This is a genomic window from Falsiphaeobacter marinintestinus, from assembly GCF_007923355.1.
Taxonomy (GTDB): Bacteria; Pseudomonadota; Alphaproteobacteria; order Rhodobacterales; family Rhodobacteraceae; genus Phaeobacter_A; species Phaeobacter_A marinintestinus.
The window spans coordinates 102,782-119,365 of the sequence record NZ_VOGO01000010.1; the positions used below are offsets into that span (position 1 = coordinate 102,782).

General features: G+C 56.4%; 15 protein-coding genes. 4 read left to right on the top strand and 11 right to left on the bottom strand.

Features of this window, described 5'->3' with window-relative positions; all coding sequences use genetic code 11:
- Positions 1-102: 102 nt before the first annotated feature.
- From FOY56_RS18805 to hslO, 5 genes are all read right to left on the bottom strand, one after another.
- Positions 103-1,935, bottom strand: coding sequence for an ABC transporter ATP-binding protein (locus FOY56_RS18805; protein ID WP_146347620.1), 1,833 nt, complete (start codon positions 1,933-1,935; stop codon positions 103-105).
- Positions 1,932-3,782, bottom strand: coding sequence for an ABC transporter ATP-binding protein (locus FOY56_RS18810; protein ID WP_146347622.1), 1,851 nt, complete (start codon positions 3,780-3,782; stop codon positions 1,932-1,934). The genes FOY56_RS18805 and FOY56_RS18810 overlap by 4 nt, the downstream gene beginning before the upstream one ends.
- A gap of 207 nt (positions 3,783-3,989) precedes the next feature.
- Positions 3,990-5,150: a CCA tRNA nucleotidyltransferase gene (locus FOY56_RS18815; RefSeq protein WP_146347624.1), complete on the bottom strand. Its 1,161-nt coding sequence runs from the start codon at positions 5,148-5,150 to the stop codon at positions 3,990-3,992.
- The gene (locus FOY56_RS18820) at positions 5,147-5,743 is read right to left on the bottom strand and encodes a CoA pyrophosphatase (protein WP_146347626.1); all 597 of its coding nucleotides are present in this window, start codon (positions 5,741-5,743) and stop codon (positions 5,147-5,149) included. The genes FOY56_RS18815 and FOY56_RS18820 overlap by 4 nt, the downstream gene beginning before the upstream one ends.
- On the bottom strand, positions 5,736-6,722 hold the full coding sequence (gene hslO, locus FOY56_RS18825) for an Hsp33 family molecular chaperone HslO (protein WP_146347628.1): 987 nt from the start codon (positions 6,720-6,722) through the stop codon (positions 5,736-5,738). The genes FOY56_RS18820 and hslO overlap by 8 nt, the downstream gene beginning before the upstream one ends.
- A gap of 77 nt (positions 6,723-6,799) precedes the next feature.
- Between hslO and FOY56_RS18830 the strand changes: the two genes are divergently transcribed.
- On the top strand, positions 6,800-7,249 hold the full coding sequence (locus FOY56_RS18830; RefSeq protein WP_146347630.1) for an NUDIX hydrolase: 450 nt from the start codon (positions 6,800-6,802) through the stop codon (positions 7,247-7,249).
- Here the strand turns inward: FOY56_RS18830 and FOY56_RS18835 are convergent.
- A complete protein-coding gene (locus FOY56_RS18835; protein WP_246139531.1) occupies positions 7,246-8,505 on the bottom strand; it encodes a PP2C family protein-serine/threonine phosphatase in 1,260 nt (419 codons plus the stop codon). The genes FOY56_RS18830 and FOY56_RS18835 overlap by 4 nt on opposite strands.
- Before the next feature lie 178 nt (positions 8,506-8,683).
- Here FOY56_RS18835 and FOY56_RS18840 point away from each other — a divergent pair, with 178 nt between their 5' ends.
- A complete protein-coding gene (locus FOY56_RS18840) occupies positions 8,684-9,016 on the top strand; it encodes an Hpt domain-containing protein (protein ID WP_146347634.1) in 333 nt (110 codons plus the stop codon).
- 6 nt (positions 9,017-9,022) lie between these two features.
- On the opposite strand, the gene ilvA is transcribed toward FOY56_RS18840, so the two are convergent.
- The gene (gene ilvA / locus FOY56_RS18845) at positions 9,023-10,249 is read right to left on the bottom strand and encodes a threonine ammonia-lyase IlvA (RefSeq protein WP_146347636.1); all 1,227 of its coding nucleotides are present in this window, start codon (positions 10,247-10,249) and stop codon (positions 9,023-9,025) included.
- A 6-nt stretch (positions 10,250-10,255) separates the two neighbouring features.
- On the bottom strand, positions 10,256-10,477 hold the full coding sequence (locus FOY56_RS18850; protein WP_146347638.1) for a hypothetical protein: 222 nt from the start codon (positions 10,475-10,477) through the stop codon (positions 10,256-10,258).
- On the opposite strand from FOY56_RS18850, the gene FOY56_RS18855 reads away from it, so the two are divergent.
- Positions 10,476-11,699 (top strand): argininosuccinate synthase, encoded by a 1,224-nt coding sequence (locus FOY56_RS18855; RefSeq protein WP_146347640.1) that lies wholly within the window; start codon positions 10,476-10,478, stop codon positions 11,697-11,699. The two genes, FOY56_RS18850 and FOY56_RS18855, sit on opposite strands and share 2 nt — an antisense overlap.
- Positions 11,700-11,712: 13 nt before the next feature.
- Here the strand turns inward: FOY56_RS18855 and FOY56_RS18860 are convergent, their stop codons facing one another.
- Positions 11,713-12,444: a sulfotransferase-like domain-containing protein gene (locus FOY56_RS18860; RefSeq protein WP_146347642.1), complete on the bottom strand. Its 732-nt coding sequence runs from the start codon at positions 12,442-12,444 to the stop codon at positions 11,713-11,715.
- 197 nt (positions 12,445-12,641) lie between these two features.
- Here FOY56_RS18860 and msrA point away from each other — a divergent pair, with 197 nt between their 5' ends.
- Positions 12,642-13,304 (top strand): peptide-methionine (S)-S-oxide reductase MsrA, encoded by a 663-nt coding sequence (gene msrA, locus FOY56_RS18865; RefSeq protein ID WP_146347644.1) that lies wholly within the window; start codon positions 12,642-12,644, stop codon positions 13,302-13,304.
- A 1-nt stretch (position 13,305) separates the two neighbouring features.
- Here the strand turns inward: msrA and FOY56_RS18870 are convergent, their stop codons facing one another.
- Together FOY56_RS18870 and FOY56_RS18875 are read right to left on the bottom strand one after the other, a co-directional pair.
- Positions 13,306-14,181: a ribokinase gene (locus tag FOY56_RS18870; protein ID WP_146347647.1), complete on the bottom strand. Its 876-nt coding sequence runs from the start codon at positions 14,179-14,181 to the stop codon at positions 13,306-13,308.
- Positions 14,181-16,436, bottom strand: coding sequence for an NADP-dependent malic enzyme (locus tag FOY56_RS18875; RefSeq protein WP_146347648.1), 2,256 nt, complete (start codon positions 16,434-16,436; stop codon positions 14,181-14,183). The genes FOY56_RS18870 and FOY56_RS18875 overlap by 1 nt, the downstream gene beginning before the upstream one ends.
- Positions 16,437-16,584 lie beyond the last annotated feature (148 nt).

Sequence of the window (16,584 nt, forward strand, 5' to 3'; positions counted from 1 at the left end):
ATCATCACTCGGTGCATCGCTCTTTCATTCTTCTCTTTCGTAAATACTCTGGGGGAGTCGCCAGAATGGCGACGGGGGCAAAGCCCCCTTTTGCCTGCACCCCTATTCGGCGGCTTCTGTCTGGATAAACCCGCCCGATTGCCGATCCCAGAACTGGGCGTACTGCCCACCTTTGGCCAACAGTTCATCATGACTGCCGATTTCGACAATCCGTCCATTATCCATCACCAGAATGCGGTCCATTTCGGATAACGTCGAAAGACGGTGCGCGATGGCCAGCACGGTCTTGCCTTCCATGACCCGATGCAACGCAGTTTGAATCGCTGCCTCGACTTCACTGTCCAGGGCTGATGTCGCCTCGTCCAGAACCAAGATTGGCGCGTCTTTCAGAATGGCACGCGCCAGCGCGATTCGCTGGCGCTGACCGCCCGACAGCTTGACACCGCGTTCCCCTAGAAACGCGTCATACCCTTTTCGGCCCTTATGATCCTGTAGTTGCTGGATGAACGTATCCGCTTCGGCCCTCTTCGCCGCTGCAATCATTTCGGCCTCGGAAGCATCGGGACGACCATACAGAATGTTGTCGCGAGCCGGGCGATTGAACATCGCCGTTTCCTGCGTGACCATACCGATCTGAAGCCGCAAACTAGATTGCGTTACGTCATCGATATTCTGTCCATCAATGCGGATTTCGCCTTCTTCACCCTGATACAGCCTAAGCAAAAGCGACACGAGCGACGATTTCCCGGCCCCCGATGCGCCGACGATTCCCAGCTTTTCGCCCGCATGAATTGTGAGATCAATATCACGCACGCCACCGACGTCCCGACCATAGCCAAAGCTGACCTTGTCAAAAACGATCTCACCGCGCCGCACCTGCAGGTCACGGGCACCGGGCGCATCTTCCAACCGGGTACGCGGAGTCAGCGTGTTCATTCCGTCTTCGACTTCGCCAATATCGGAATAGATCCCCATCATTGCGAAACTGACCCATCCGGTCATCTGCGCCACCCGGATCGCCACAGCGCCTGCCGCCACAATCTCGCCCGTCGTGGCCGTGCCTGCCTGCCACAGCAACAGGGTGGTCCCAATCAGCAAAACCGGCAACAGCCCGGCCAGTGTCATCAGGCAAAACCGAAAAAGCGCCGCCAATGTACCAAAACCCAAAGCGCTTTCGCGGTACTCGTCCAGCACGCCCATCGCAGTACGGGTTTCGTAGTCGGCATGGGCGAACAATTTCACGGTCTTGATGTTAGTGATCGTATCGACGATCTGACCTGACACCACGGCCCGCGTTGCTGCCCGTTTTGCCGCGCGAATCCGTACGCGCGGCAAAAACCAGCGAATCAGCAACAAATAGACGCAAAGCCAGGCGAGAAAGACCAAGGTCACCCGACCACTGATCGAGCTTAGCAACAGAACAGACCCCACCATTGATGCCAGTGCAAAGGCCACGACATTGATCGATTCAACCGCGACATTGGTCACTGCACCTGCGGTCTGCATCTGTTTCTGGGCGATTCGTCCGGCGAAATCGTTGTCAAAGAACTCGACCGACTGGCCCAGCGTCCAACGATTCAGCCGTGCCAATACCATCGGGCTGACATTCGGACCAACAACGACCGAGTTCGCTGTGGCCGACAGGCCGAACATGATCGGGCGCGCCAAAAGGAAAAACACCACGGCCGCGATCAGAGGCCACACATGCGGAGGCTGAAACAGGTTTGCCGGATCACTGCCATTCGCAGTATCGACCACCAACCCCAGCATCAGCGCAGTTCCCGCTTCCATCGCCCCGGCAACCGATGAAATTGCCGCCGCGCCGATCAATGCAGGCCAGGAACCACTCAGACACCAGGTCAGAAACGCGACCAAGGTTTGCGGCGGCGGCCCTTCTGCGGGGCGGAACGGATCAATCAGATCGCCAATCCTCATTCTGCCGCCTCTGTATCTTCGTCCGTCTTCAAAAACCCACCGGATTGGCGCGCCCAGAACTGGGCATAAAGCCCGTTCTGCGCCAAGAGGTCAGCATGATTGCCCTCTTCAACGATGTGACCCCGATCCATCACCAGAATGCGGTCCATTTGGGCGATGGTCGACAGCCGGTGCGCAATGGCAATCACGGTCTTGCCCTGCATCATACCATACAGCGTTTGCTGAATTGCTGCCTCAACTTCGCTATCAAGCGCACTGGTCGCCTCATCCAGCAGTAGGATCGGCGCATCTTTCAGGATCACACGAGCCAGCGTCACCCGTTGGCGCTGACCGCCAGATAGCTTCACGCCGCGCTCACCAACATGGGCATCATATCCCTTGCGCCCCTGCGGGTCTTCAAGATCGAGAATGAAATCATGCGCTTCGGCCTGCTTCGCCGACTCGATCATTTGGGCCTCTGTTGCATCCGGGCGACCATACAGCAGGTTGTCACGCACCGACCGATGCAACAGCGCGCTGTCTTGTTGCACCATGCCGATCTGACGGCGCAGGCTGTCCTGCGTCACGGTAGAAATGTCCTGCCCGTCGATCAAGGTCTGGCCGCCTTCGGAATCATAGAACCTGAGCAACAGTTTGACCAAAGTGGATTTGCCCGCGCCAGACCGTCCGATCAAACCAATCTTTTCGCCCGGCTCAATCGTCAGGGTAATTCGGTCCAGACCACCCGCCCCGCGTCCATAATGGTGCGATACGTCATGCAATTCGATCCGCCCGTCCGTCAGCTCAAGCGGCTTGGCGTCGGGCGCGTCGACCAGATCAATAGGCTGCGCGATCGTCTCCATTCCTTCGGCCACAACCCCAAGGCTGCGGAAGAACGAGGTCAGCGCCCACATGATCCAACCGGTCATTGCGTTTAGGCGCAACGTCAGCGCGGTGGCCGCGGCAACAACCCCAACCGAGGCCTGCCCCTGCATCCAAAGCGCGATACCCCAGCCGACCACACCGACAATCAGAACACCGTTCAACGTGACCAGCATGATATCCATAGCCGTATAGATCCGCATTTCGGCTTGGAACGTCTGGCGGCTTTTCTCGATAGCCTCTTTGGCGTAGTCCATTTCACTTTCATGATGTGCGAACATCTTGACCGAATGGATGTTGGTATAGGCATCGACCACGCGACCCGTCACAGCCGAGCGCGCATCGGACGCAGCCTGCGACGCGGGACCAACCCGCTTGACTGTCCATTTGATCAGCAAGGCATACAACACAAACCAGATCAGCATGGGAATGGTCAGACGAATGTCAGATGTCGCCAGCAATATGCCCGCACCGATCATATAGGACAGCGAAAAGGTGATTGCATCGAACACCTGAAATACCGCCTCGCCTGCGGCGGGCGGTGTCTGCATGATGCGGTTGGCAATCCGTCCTGCAAAATCGTTTTCGAACCATCCAACCGATTGGCGCAGAACGTGTTTGTGGGCCCGGTATCGGATCAGAGTTCCGAAATTGGGCAAAACTCCGTTGTTCAAAAGCAGCACGTCCAGCACATGAATCGCCGGACGCAGGAACAGGATGAACAGCGCCAGCAAGATCAGCTCAAGCCCGTGATCTGCACAGACCTGCACAGGCGATCCAGACAAAAGGTCAACAACACGGCCCATGTAATAGATCAGGCCGATCTCGATCGCGGCAACGACGACGGACAAAAGTGCGGTCCAGATGAACACCCGCCGAAACGGTCGGGCGTAATCCTTCATGAACGGCCAAAGATCAGTCGGAGGCCGGTCTTTTTCGGGATAATCGCAATAGGGGTCTACAAGATTTTCAAAGTATCGAAACATGTCGGGTGCTCCTGAATTTGAGCAAAATTAGACGCAATGGTGGCGTGAACAACGGTCAGGCCACCCGAACGGGACGGGTGACTCAGCCGAGTGTGTTCCAGATCCCGTGATACATGCGTATTCCTCCGACAGATTGATACCTTACGGGGTAACTGATCCCGACAAAAATGTCACTCTGCAATAGGGCACACCCAGTTGTGCGCCGGTTTAGTCCGGGTGTTTCAACAACTCTGCCTTGGTCAGGGCAAATCCAGATGCGATCCAGGCAGCTTCCAAAGCTTTCATACGGGTGCCCAGCGCAGGTCCCTGATAGGCTGGCATCAAATCGCGGGCTTGGACGGGAAACTTTGCCTGCGCACCTTGTTCGATAAGATTGGCAGCGTTCGGCGGCATCGGCTGCTCTAACATCGCAGATCGCAACAACAAGGCATCGGTCGCGTCGGTTTGTTTCAGCCGATATCCCAATTCAGCCGGGTCAGCCAAGCTACCAACAGCTTGGGACAACTTTGCAACACGCGCTGTCTGTGCACGGCTTAGCCTAAGAGCGTTGGCAACATCCAACGCACCAAGCGCGGTCAACCGCCTCAGGCCATCCGGCCCAACACCAACCAGCGATTCCTGATGAACCAGCGGCGCCAAAGCACGGTCATCCGAACCCGGCAACAATTGCGCCAGCGCCCCGGTTGATCGCATCGCCGCGACAGACGGCGCAGGATCAGGTGCAGCCAGCAGTTTAAGCATCTCGGCCCCGATCCGCTCGTGCGATAGACGCGACAGCCCGTCGAGATTCAGGGCAATAGCCGACAGCGCTTCGGGATCAAACCCTGCCTGATCGTCACCATACCAAGCGTGGAATCGGAAGTAACGCAGCGACCGAAGATAATCTTCGTGAATTCGATCTTCGGCCTTTCCGATAAACCGGACCCGACGCGCCACAAGATCCGGCATCCCATTCAGAGGGTCCAAAACCGTGCCGTCAGGCCGCGCATAAAGTGCGTTCATCGTGAAATCGCGGCGGGCTGCATCCTCTTCCACATTGTCAGAAAACGCGATGACCGCACGACGCCCATCTGTTTCGATATCCATGCGAAACGTGGTGACCTCGTGTGGGATATCGTCTTTGACAAGGGTCACTGTACCGTGGTCGATCCCCGTCGGGACCGCCTTGATCCCTGCCTTTTCGGCCAGTTTGACTACGTCTTCCGGGCGGGCATCGGTAGATAGATCAATGTCATTGACCGGCGCGCCGATCAGCGCATTGCGGACGCACCCGCCAACAAACAACGCCTGAAACCCGCCGGCTTCAATCGCTTTGCAGACCGCTTGAGTGGCAGGATTTGTCAGCCAGGTTTCGTCTATCCGCATCATTGCGACATCTGCGCAGCCAGAGCGCGCAACATCCGGGCTGTCGCGCCCCAGATATAATAGGGGCCATACGGCACTATAAAATAGTGCCGACGGGTGCCCCGCCACCTGCGCGATTCAATAATGTAGTTGCCGGGGTCCAGAACGTGGGACAGGGGAACAGAAAACGCTTCGTCCACTTCTCCGGGTTCAGGAACAGTGTCGAAGGCGCGGTCAACGATTGCGATCACCGGAGTAACCCGAAACCCGGTCACGGTTTCATGCTCGGGCATTGTGCCCAGTACTTGCGGCAAATTGCGGGGTAGACCGATTTCTTCGTCCGCCTCACGCAGCGCAGCATCTACGACATCGGCATCGCCATCATCGACCTTGCCGCCGGGAAACGCAATTTGGCCGGGATGGTGCTTCAAACGCGAAGACCGCTTTGTCAGGATCAGTCGTGGGTCACCGGTCACGGTCGATATCGCCACCAGCACCCCTGCTGGGCGCAATGTACGCCCGGGCGGAAGACCAACATCCGGGTTCAGGTCAAAATCGGACGACGCGTGACCAGGACGCGACAGCGCCGCCTCAAGATTTGAGATCAGATCACGCACCGGGTTCTTTCGTGGCTTCAAACCCGACGGTTAGTGGATCAAGGTCGTAATGCGCTCCGCAGAACTGGCAATCTGCTGTTACCCGGCCCTCATCGGTCGTCATGGTTTCGATATCGCGCGCCGAATAGATCGACAGGCTTTGCCGCACACGATCTTCCGAACAGGTGCATCCAAAGCGCACGGCTTGCGCATCATATACCCGCGGTTCTTCTTCATGGAACAGTCGCACCAGAAGGTCAGTGGGAGGAACAACCGGACCGATCAATTCCATCTCTTCAACCGTGTTGAGCAGGATCGTTACCCGGTTCCAGTTTTCTTCGGCGTCCCCATCCAAAAGATCGGCAGGCTTCAGAACTCCGCCTTCTCCGGTCTGAGTTGCCACAAATGGCGACGCTTTGGGCAGTTGCTGCAGCATCACGCCACCCGCGCGCCAGCGTTCGTCAGCACCCGGTTCTGTGGATTTACCGAAGTTCACCTTGAAGCGTGTCGGCAATTGCTCAGACTGGGTAAAATAGTCCTCAGCCGATGCGCTGAGCGATCCATGGGCCAAGGGGGTAATGCCCTGATACGGCTGAGTCCCGGCACCTTGGTCGATCAGGATCGCGAAATATCCTTCACCTACTTGTTCAAATGGCGCCCCATCCGTCAGCCGGTCGGCGTCATAGCTCGCATAGGCCCGAATCCGCGCTGGGTCGCCTTCTTTCTCGGGGGCATAATAGTCGGTCGCGATCATCCGCACCGCGCCCTTGGACTGCACTTGAAGCGACAATTTCCAACGCAGCTTGATCGTCTGGCCAATCAATGCGGTCAGCAGGGCCATCTCGGCCACCAGCGCTTCGACGACGGGCGGGTAGTCATGCTGTTTTAGAATACCGTCAAGCACGCCGTCCAAACGGGCAACGCGGCCGCGCATATCCGATACATCAAGTTGAAAGGGCAGGACGGTGTCGTCCCACGCAAGTTTTGATCCGATCGTCATGGGGTTTCCTTACACGCCTCAGATTGGCATACCGCGCGTATATAGGTCGGACAAGCAGGGATAAAAGGGCCAATCGCATGATACCACGGTTCGGAGAGGCCCCAATACCCGGTCAACGGTACACAAGACGCGCCGGGGCCTATGCATTGTTGCCACGCGAAGGGGCCTTGCTTTTGACTGTTCAGGCCGAACCCGGGCCCGATCTGCAATTGCCCGGCGGCGGCATCGACCCTGGGGAATCACCGGTGGCCGCGCTGCATCGCGAGGTTTTCGAAGAAACCGGTTGGCACATTTCGGCCCCACGCCGCGTAGGCGCATTTCGTCGATTTGTGTACATGCCGGAATACGACATGTGGGCCGAAAAGATATGCCTGATTTACGTCGCCCTGCCCGTTCTGGAAATGGGTCCGCCCACCGAACCCGGCCATGACGCTGTATGGATGGCACCTGCACAAGCGGCGATGGCGTTGGGGAATTCAGGCGACCGGCATTTTGCCGACCGGTTCGCGCGTGGGATCTGTGGTTAGGGGCCGTTGTATTCAAACACTGTCGCCGACACATCATCCGTCAATCCATGACCAGGTGACATGATTTGGGTTAGATTCCAAAACAGGTCTTCCAGAAACTCTGGTCCCGACCGGCCTTTGGTACAGCGATTGACAAGATCAACCAAACCGTTCTCTTCCAGCATCGTGCCGTTCGAGAGCTCGCATTCTGTGAAGCCGTCGGAATAGATCATGATGCGGTCACCCGGATCCAACCAATGGTCAGACTGTTCCCAGGTCAGATCCGGCATCAGCCCGATGGGTACGCCACCCTGACCGATGAACTCGGCCGATCCGTCCTTGCGCAAAAGAAGCGGATTGGGATGTCCGGCCTGCACCATTCTGAGATGCCCATTGCCCAAGTCGACTGTGGCGTAAACCATCGTGAAATACTCTTCGACACCGGTATCTGCGATCAAACGGGTATTCAAGTCTTCTGCCACCGCCGAGGGTGCCCGCAATGCGAAGGACTTATCGAGTTGCCGTTCCATCGCCACGTTCTGGTCAAAGTAACTGCTCGACAAATATCCACCCAATCGCGCCGTCATCATAGCCGAGGTGATACCATGGCCCGACACGTCTATACCGTAAAAACCAACCCGGTTTTCTCCGGGTGAGAACATACCAACAAGATCACCGCCAATATGCCCACAAGGCTTCAGCAACAGACTGACGCGGGATTTTCCGAATTCCCGCGAGAGGTCCGGCACCAGCGATTCCTGGATCTTTCGGGCTTGAATCAAGTCCTGATCGATGGCGTCGTACAGACCTTTGAGTTCGTTCAAAGTGTCCGAGATCACACGGTTTTTTTCTGACAATTCCCGCTGCATACCCAAGATGCGGTCACCGGCGGCAATCCGGGCACGCAACTCGTTCGAATTCACAGGCTTGATCAAGAAGTCGTCCGCCCCGGCATCCAGCCCCTGGGCCACTTCGTTCTTTTCGCTCTTCGAGGTTAAAAGAATAAAGTACACGTATTCTTCGGACGGCAACGCGCGAAACCCCCTGCAGAAATCCGGGCCGCTCATCCCAGGCATCATCCAGTCGCTCAGCACCAGATCGGGTGGCGCGGTTTCACAGATTTGCATTGCGGCTTCACCGCTGTCGGCCTCGACCACATCAAAACCCCATTTTTTCAATGAGCTGGTCAGTATACGGCGCTGCAGCCGGCTATCATCGACAACCAGCACACGTTTGATCGAACCGGAGGCAGGATCAATCTGGTTCTGAACATCCACACCGGGCCCCACGAACCCCCCTCCAGTACACTAGCAAACCGACTGTGGTGACAATCCAACAGGAACATTAACAAGGGGTGAAACCCTGACATTCACCGACCCTGCAGATTTTAACCGATCCTTTACGTCGTCATCCTAGCCTGCAGGCGGTCCGGGACGTGAATGTTACAGGTGTCAGATGATACAATGGTCGCGTGTCAGCGAACTACGCAACGAGATCGGCGAAGAAGACTTCAAAGAGGTTGTCGAATTGTTCCTTGAAGAAGTTGACGTGGTTACAACCCGTCTCAGGTTTGGATCTAACATGGATGATCTGGAACAAGATCTGCATTTTCTGAAAGGCAGTGCGCTGAACCTAGGTTTTGCCGCGTTCTCAGCGTTGTGCCAAGACGGAGAGAGGATGGCCGCGAGCGGTCGTGCCAGCAAAGTGAATCTTAACGAAATCCTCGACGGTTACGAAGCATCCCGGGCGGTATTCATAGCCGAGCTCCCAAAACGGGTCGCGGCCTGAGGCAAATCAGATCACGAACTGCGCCAGTGTTTCATCGTTTGTAATGTCCGTATAGGTAAACCCGGCATCATCCAGATGCGCGAACAGGCGTACAAAATTTTCTGGCTTGCTGGTTTCGAGCCCAATCAACACTGATCCGAAATTTCGGGCCGATTTCTTCATGTATTCAAATCGCGCGATATCGTCTTCGGGGCCCAGAATACCCAGAAATTCTTTCAAAGCACCGGGGCGCTGAGGCAGCCGAAGAATGAAGTATTTCTTGACCCCAAGACAACGCTGCGCCCGTTCTTTGACCTCAGGCAGCCGTTCGAAATCGAAATTCCCGCCGGATGTCACACAAACGACAGTGCGCCCACGAACGAAGGACTGAACATTCTCGATCGCAGCGACAGAAAGTGCTCCGGCTGGCTCCAGAACAATGCCTTCGACATTCAGCATCTCGATCATGGTCACGCATATCCGGTCTTCCGACAGCACCATAACATCCGACAAATGCCGATTTTTCAGCAGATCGAAAGGTTGTTCGCCGATTCGACCCACTGCCGCGCCATCCACAAATGTATCGACATGATCCAGCGACACTGGATGCCCTGCTGCCAATGCTGCACGCAAACAGGCCCCGCCTGCCGGTTCGACAAACAGGCAATGCGTCCGGTCCCCGAACCAGGTCGTCACTCCTGACGACATGCCGCCACCGCCAACGGGCAGGATCACATTGTCCGGTGCCCGACCAAGTTGTTGTTCGATTTCGACGGCGACCGAGGCCTGGCCTTCGATCACGTCTGCATCGTCAAAGGGCGACAGAAAATGACCGCCCTTTTCAGCGCACCATGTCTGCGCCGCGGCCAACGTGTCGTCGAAATAGTCGCCAATCAGATGGATTTCGATCTGATCACCGCCAAACATCCGGGTCTTTTGAATCTTCTGCTGCGGAGTCGTCACTGGCATGAAGATAACGCCTTTTACCCCCAAATGCCTGCACATGAAGGCTACGCCCTGCGCATGGTTTCCGGCGCTCGCGCACACGAACAGGTCTTGATCCGGCTGTTTGCGCATTGCGTTATATGCGCCCCTGATCTTGTAAGATCGGACCGGGCTCAGATCCTCGCGCTTCAGCCAAATGTCAGCGCCAAACCGGTCGGACAACATAGCGTTCCGCTGCAGCGGAGTAACGGGAAAGACATCGCGCATGGCCTGTTCGGCAGCGCGGGCGCGGATAATGAAATCAGTCATGGCCGATCAATGCGATATTGCAACGACAGAGGCAAGTTCGCCTCGCACCTTATCGAAGACCTTCATCGCGGCATGCCAGATCGGTTTGAACAGGGTCCGCCTGAGCCTCTTTTTGGCATTGGAGCCTGTAAACGCGTCCAGTGTCGGCATCTCAACTGCCGACACCTTGCCCATACGTTCAAAACCCGATATCGGCGCTGCGATACCGTAGTAAGGAAAATTTGACATGTCCGCGCCCAAAAAAGTCGTGTTGGCCTATTCCGGTGGCCTTGATACCTCGATCATTCTGAAATGGCTGCAAACCGAGTATGGGTGTGAGGTGATTACCTTCACCGCCGACCTTGGTCAGGGCGAAGAGCTTGAGCCGGCACGCGCCAAGGCCGAGCTTTTGGGGATCAAGCCCGAAAACATTTATATCGAAGATGTCCGCGAAGAGTTTGTCCGCGATTTTGTGTTCCCGATGTTTCGCGCGAATGCTCAATACGAAGGTGTTTACCTGCTGGGCACATCGATTGCCCGCCCGTTGATCTCAAAGCGTCTGATCGAGATTGCCGAAGAAACCGGTGCCGACGCTGTCGCGCATGGTGCCACAGGAAAAGGCAACGATCAGGTACGCTTTGAACTTGCTGCGTATGCGCTGAACCCGGACATCAAGGTGATCGCACCCTGGCGGGAATGGGATCTGTCGTCGCGTACGAAGCTGCTTGAGTTCGCCGAACAAAACCAGATTCCGGTCGCCAAGGATAAACGCGGTGAAGCACCGTTTTCGGTCGACGCAAACCTTCTGCACACTTCGTCCGAGGGCAAAGTACTGGAAGACCCGGCTGTTCAGGCCCCCGATTATGTCTATCAGCGCACCGTCAACCCCGAGGACGCCCCGAACGAGGCCGAATATATCGAGATCGGGTTTCTAAAAGGCGACGCGGTCAGCATCAATGGTGAGGCGATGTCACCTGCAACCATCCTGACCAAACTGAATGAACTGGGCGGCAAACACGGCATCGGTCGACTTGACCTTGTCGAAGGCCGTTTTGTTGGCATGAAATCGCGCGGTATCTACGAAACTCCGGGTGGAACCGTCCTGCTTGAGGCGCATCGGGGCATCGAATCGATCACCATGGATCGCGGCGCAATGCACCTGAAAGACCAGCTGATGCCGCAATATGCCGAGCTGATCTATAACGGGTTCTGGTACAGCCCCGAACGCGAGATGCTGCAGGCCGCCATCGACAAAAGCCAGGAACATGTCACCGGAACCGTCCGCGTGCGTTTGTACAAAGGGCTGGCCTCGACCGTTGGACGTTGGTCCGAACACTCGCTCTATTCTGAAGAGCATGTGACTTTCGAAGACGATGCAGGCGCCTATGATCAGAAGGACGCTGCGGGGTTCATTCAGCTGAACGCTTTGCGCCTGAAATTGATCGCCGCCAGAAACCGTCGGCTGAAGTAAGGGATTGGGCAGCTTAACGCTGCCCGTCCATACAGATCTTCTGGGCTGACAGCTTTTCATAAAACGGCAAAGCCGCTTCCAGAACAGACGTCAGGTGGTCGGGCACCTTAGGCAACGGCCCCTCAGGATCGGCAAATCCAGTGCTTTGCCAAACAGCCCCGTACCAATGCTTAGCCCAGATACCGTCGTTGGGATGTCCGCCCATGGTCCAACTCAGCATCTTCGGCGTGAACTCCAGTTCGATGGCCGTGCAAAGCCGACGCAAAGCGGCTTCGGGGTCGGCCCGAATATCGTGGCTGTCAATCACCACCGGCTCCCCACCCCAATTGAGTACCTCGTCAAACAGCTCAGCTTGTTGCTGAAACCCGATGTCGTCCAGAGTCGGGTTTTCACGCTTGGCCGCATATGAAGAAATCACTCGTGCTGGATGGCGGATCAGAAACACATTGCGCATTTCGCGTATCCAGTCTCGTGGGATGTCATCCAGCATATGTTGGGTCATATGCTTTTGATAGAAATGCCTGTTTTGATCCGAGTTAGAGCCACATAACTGCTCTATTACCGTGTTCGGATCTTGCGATTGCGATTGCAGGATCTCGGCCCGCATCGGGTGCTCTAGTCCGGTCAACGCAAGATAGGCTGCGTAAAAAGGCTCATCGACGACTTCACAGTCATCCCGGGCGGCGAAACTGTACATCATCGCTGTCGACAGGTTTCGCGGCCCGGACCACATCGCTATCCGCATCAGACGCTTTCCTGCACGTACTGCGCGTTGCAAAGGCTGCGGATCTTGTTGGTCATCTGAGTCTCCTTTTCCCGCACGCTAGAACCGGGATACGTCAACGCCAAGCGGTAAAATCCAGTCACCAGGCCGTGAGATCACATGTCAGCCGATTGCCCGTTCCCGAACGGCAATGCAACGTAAGGTCAAGGAGACTTGCCATGACCCGTCTTGATACCTTCAAACCTGTGGTGCTGACCCTTTTGATCGGCCTTGCCGTTCTGTTGCGCGGCGTTCCTGCCCATGCAGGAAACAACGAAACCCTGACTGTTGCAGGAGGGTGCTTCTGGTGCGTCGAATCTGATTTTGAAAGTGTTCCGGGTGTAATCGAGGCCGTATCGGGTTACACTGGCGGCACAACGGAAAACCCGACGTACAAGCAGGTCACACGTGGTGGCACCGGTCACTATGAGGCTGTTGAGATTACTTTTGATCCCACAATAGTCACGCGCGAGGCGTTGTTGACCTTATTCTTGCGCTCTGTTGATCCGACCGACGCCGGGGGTCAGTTTTGTGATCGTGGGGATAGCTATAAAACCGCCATTTTTGTCTCTAACTCTGAAGAAAAGAACATTGCTGAGAAGGTGGTGTCCGACGCTCAAAGTGAGTTAGGCCAAAAGATTGTCACCCCGGTTCTGGGCGAAAAACCATTCTACCCTGCCGAGGCGTATCATCAGGATTATTATAAAGGAACGAAATTGGTACTGACCCGTTTCGGGCCAAAGAAACAGTCAGAAGCCTACAAAGCCTATCGCAAAGCCTGCAAACGCGACGCTATTGTGAAACAGCTTTGGGGCGACGCAGCGCCGTTTATCGGAAGCTGAGCTAGCGCATCCGAAATTCTTGCACGTCCCGAAGGTCCGGGATGACATCCGCCGTGCCGTACCGCGTGACCATGATTGCGGCAGCAAGGCTGGCCTGAGCAATGGCCTGAGGCATCGGCATACCGCGATCAAGTCCGGCCAGCACATAACCCGTGAAAGTGTCCCCGGCGCCCGTGGTATCCACGGGCTGTACAGAAATCGCCGGATAATCGCGGGAATGCCCGTGCCTGATGTCAAAATGTCGGGCGCCTCTTGCGCCAAGCGTCACAATCACATCAGCGATTGGAAGTTGGTCCGGAGTCAATCCCGTGGCCTGTTCCAGTTGAATGGCTTCGACCTCATTCAAAAACAACATATCCAGGTCCTGAAGAACGGCTTTGACCGCTGACGCCTCAAATGGCGCGGCCGCATAGCCCACCCGCAAACCCATATCGGCACCGCGACGCGCGGCATGGCACTGTGCATTGGTTTCATTCTGCAAAATCAGGATGTCACCAGTTTCGGCGGACGACAGTGCGTGATCAACCTGATCTGTTGATATCACCCGGTTTGCGCCAGGATAGATAATGATCTGGTTTTCACCATCTGGGTCGACCGCGATTATCGCGTGCCCGGTCGGAACGTCAATCGACGCAATGTGGCGGGTATCAACGCCATACTCCAAAAGGCGTTCAATCGCCCAGCCGCCGTCTGGCCCCACAGCGCCGATATGGCACACATGCGCGGCCGCCCGCGCAGCGGCAACCGACATGTTCGTGCCCTTACCGCCCAGGAACCGCTTCAGATCGTGCGCGGCCAAAGTTTCACCCGGGCCGGGCAAGTGCGGCACGGCATAGACCATGTCCGCATTGATCGAACCAAGGTTCCAGATTGTCATCAGGCGATATCACAGGCCGCAAGGATGGCCATGTTGAGGATGTCATTCGCCGTCGCCTGCGTAGAACAGATCTGGATCGGCTTGTTGACCCCGGTCAGGATCGGACCGATCACGGTTGCACCGCCCATCTCTTGCATCAGTTTGGTCGAAATGCTCGCTGAATGCCGCGCCGGTACGATCAGGATATTGGCGGGGCCGGTCAGTCGTTGAAACGGATAGGCCGATTGGGCCTGCGCATTCAGCGCGACATCGACGGTCATTTCGCCTTCGTACTCGAAATCCACGCCACGCCGGTCGAGTACTGACGGGGCAATATGCATTTTTTCCGCTCGCTCCGAGACCGGGTAACCGAAAGTTGAGAACGACACAAAGGCCACGCGCGGTTCAAGACCAAGATGGCGGGCAACGACGGCGGCATGTTCAGCGATATTGGCCAAATCTTCCTCATCTGGCCATTCGTGGACCAGTGTATCGCCAATCAGAACGATCCGTCCCTTATGCAAAAGCGCGGTGATACCGGCTGCGCCGTTCTTGGCATCCGCATCAAAGACATGATTGATCCGGTCCAGCGCATAGGCGGATTTACGGGTTGCCCCAGTGACCAACCCGTCGCCGTGGCCATGCGCTAGCATCAACGAAGCAAAGACGTGCCGGTCACGCGCGGCAAGACGGTGAACGTCTTTCATATCGTGACCACTACGCTGAAGTCGCCGATACAGAAACTCTTTGTACGTATCGAGATGCTTGGAATTGGCGGCATTCACGATCTCAAGTTCGCGTACGGCATCGCCAAGACCGGCGGCGTCTAGTTTTTGCTTCACATCATCCGAGCGCCCGACAACCAGCGCCTTGCCAAAGCCAGATCGCTGATAGGATACGGCAGCACGCAAAACGCGAGGATCGTCGCCCTCGGCAAAGATCATGCGGGCCTGCGCTGCGCGGGCGCGGGCGTTCATCCCGCGCAGAATATTGGCAGTTGGATCCATCCGCGATTTCAGACCAACCTCATAGGCATCCATGTCGATGATCGGACGGCGGGCAGCGCCTGTGTCCATTCCTGCCCTTGCCACTGCGGGGGGAATCCGATGGATCAAACGCGGGTCGAACGGGGTTGGTATAATGTAATCCCGGCCAAAGGTCAGGTTTTTACCGTAGGCCAAAGCAACTTCGTCCGGCACATCTTCGCGTGCCAGAGCTGCAAGAGCGTGCGCGCAAGCGATTTTCATTTCATCGTTGATCGCACGGGCGTGGATATCCAACGCGCCACGGAACAAGTAAGGAAAGCCCAGAACGTTGTTGACCTGGTTTGGGTAATCAGACCGGCCTGTGGCCACAATCGCATCGGGCCGTACTTCGTGCGCGTCCTCTGGCGTAATCTCGGGATCGGGGTTCGCCATTGCGAAAATAACCGGGTTGTCGGCCATGCCTTCAACCATCTCCGGCGTCAACGCGCCCTTCACCGATACGCCCAGAAACACGTCTGCGTCTTTCATTGCGTCTTCAAGGGACCGTAGATCGGTGTTCACCGCATGGGCCGATTTCCACTGGTTCATACCTTCGGTGCGGCCCTGATAGATCACACCCTTGGTATCGCACACGATGCAGTTTTCGTGCCGTGCACCCATATGCTTTAGCAGTTCGATACAGGCGATACCCGCCGCGCCCGCGCCGTTCAGGACGATCTTGACGTCCTCGATCTTTTTGCCCGACAAGTGCAAGGCATTGATAAGACCAGCGGCACAGATCACAGCCGTACCGTGCTGGTCGTCGTGGAAGACCGGGATATCCATCTCTTCTTTCAGGCGCTGCTCGATGATGAAACATTCGGGTGCCTTGATATCTTCCAGATTGATCCCGCCAAAAGTCGGGCCCATCAGGCGAACCGCGTTGCAGAACGCGTCCGGATCTTCGGTATCCAGTTCGATATCAATGGAGTTCACGTCGGCAAAGCGTTTGAACAGAACTGCCTTGCCTTCCATCACGGGCTTACTGCCCAACGCCCCCAGATTACCAAGCCCCAATACCGCTGTCCCGTTTGAAATCACGGCCACAAGGTTGCCTTTGTTGGTGTAATCATAGGCCAGTTCGGGGTTTTCAGCGATCGCTTCACACGGAACCGCGACACCCGGAGAATACGCCAGCGACAAATCCCGCTGTGTGGTCATCGGCACAGTGGCCTGAATCTCGAACTTGCCCGGTGTCGGTTCCAGGTGAAAGGCGAGTGCCTCTTCTTTTGTGATTTTGGCTTTGGGCATCGGTCCGGTGTCTCCTCAGGTCGGCCCCGGCGTCTTACATGACCCGGCAAGAGGTCTCAACGCCCAAGCGTTTTCGTCTTTCGCCGCAGGCCAGCGATTTGTAAGGTCGCCGCGCATCCGAAGCCCGGGAGAATACCAGTTGGCCACA

Coding starts and splice junctions, on each gene's coding strand:
- FOY56_RS18805 (WP_146347620.1), bottom strand. CDS start 1,935: ATGAGGATTGGCGATCTGATTGATCCGTTCCGCCCCGCAGAAGGGCCG.
- FOY56_RS18810 (WP_146347622.1), bottom strand. CDS start 3,782: ATGTTTCGATACTTTGAAAATCTTGTAGACCCCTATTGCGATTATCCC.
- FOY56_RS18815 (WP_146347624.1), bottom strand. CDS start 5,150: ATGATGCGGATAGACGAAACCTGGCTGACAAATCCTGCCACTCAAGCG.
- hslO (WP_146347628.1), bottom strand. CDS start 6,722: ATGACGATCGGATCAAAACTTGCGTGGGACGACACCGTCCTGCCCTTT.
- FOY56_RS18830 (WP_146347630.1), top strand. CDS start 6,800: ATGATACCACGGTTCGGAGAGGCCCCAATACCCGGTCAACGGTACACA.
- FOY56_RS18840 (WP_146347634.1), top strand. CDS start 8,684: ATGATACAATGGTCGCGTGTCAGCGAACTACGCAACGAGATCGGCGAA.
- ilvA (WP_146347636.1), bottom strand. CDS start 10,249: ATGACTGATTTCATTATCCGCGCCCGCGCTGCCGAACAGGCCATGCGC.
- FOY56_RS18855 (WP_146347640.1), top strand. CDS start 10,476: ATGTCCGCGCCCAAAAAAGTCGTGTTGGCCTATTCCGGTGGCCTTGAT.
- FOY56_RS18850 (WP_146347638.1), bottom strand. CDS start 10,477: ATGTCAAATTTTCCTTACTACGGTATCGCAGCGCCGATATCGGGTTTT.
- FOY56_RS18860 (WP_146347642.1), bottom strand. CDS start 12,444: ATGCGGATAGCGATGTGGTCCGGGCCGCGAAACCTGTCGACAGCGATG.
- msrA (WP_146347644.1), top strand. CDS start 12,642: ATGACCCGTCTTGATACCTTCAAACCTGTGGTGCTGACCCTTTTGATC.
- FOY56_RS18870 (WP_146347647.1), bottom strand. CDS start 14,181: ATGACAATCTGGAACCTTGGTTCGATCAATGCGGACATGGTCTATGCC.
- FOY56_RS18875 (WP_146347648.1), bottom strand. CDS start 16,436: ATGCCCAAAGCCAAAATCACAAAAGAAGAGGCACTCGCCTTTCACCTG.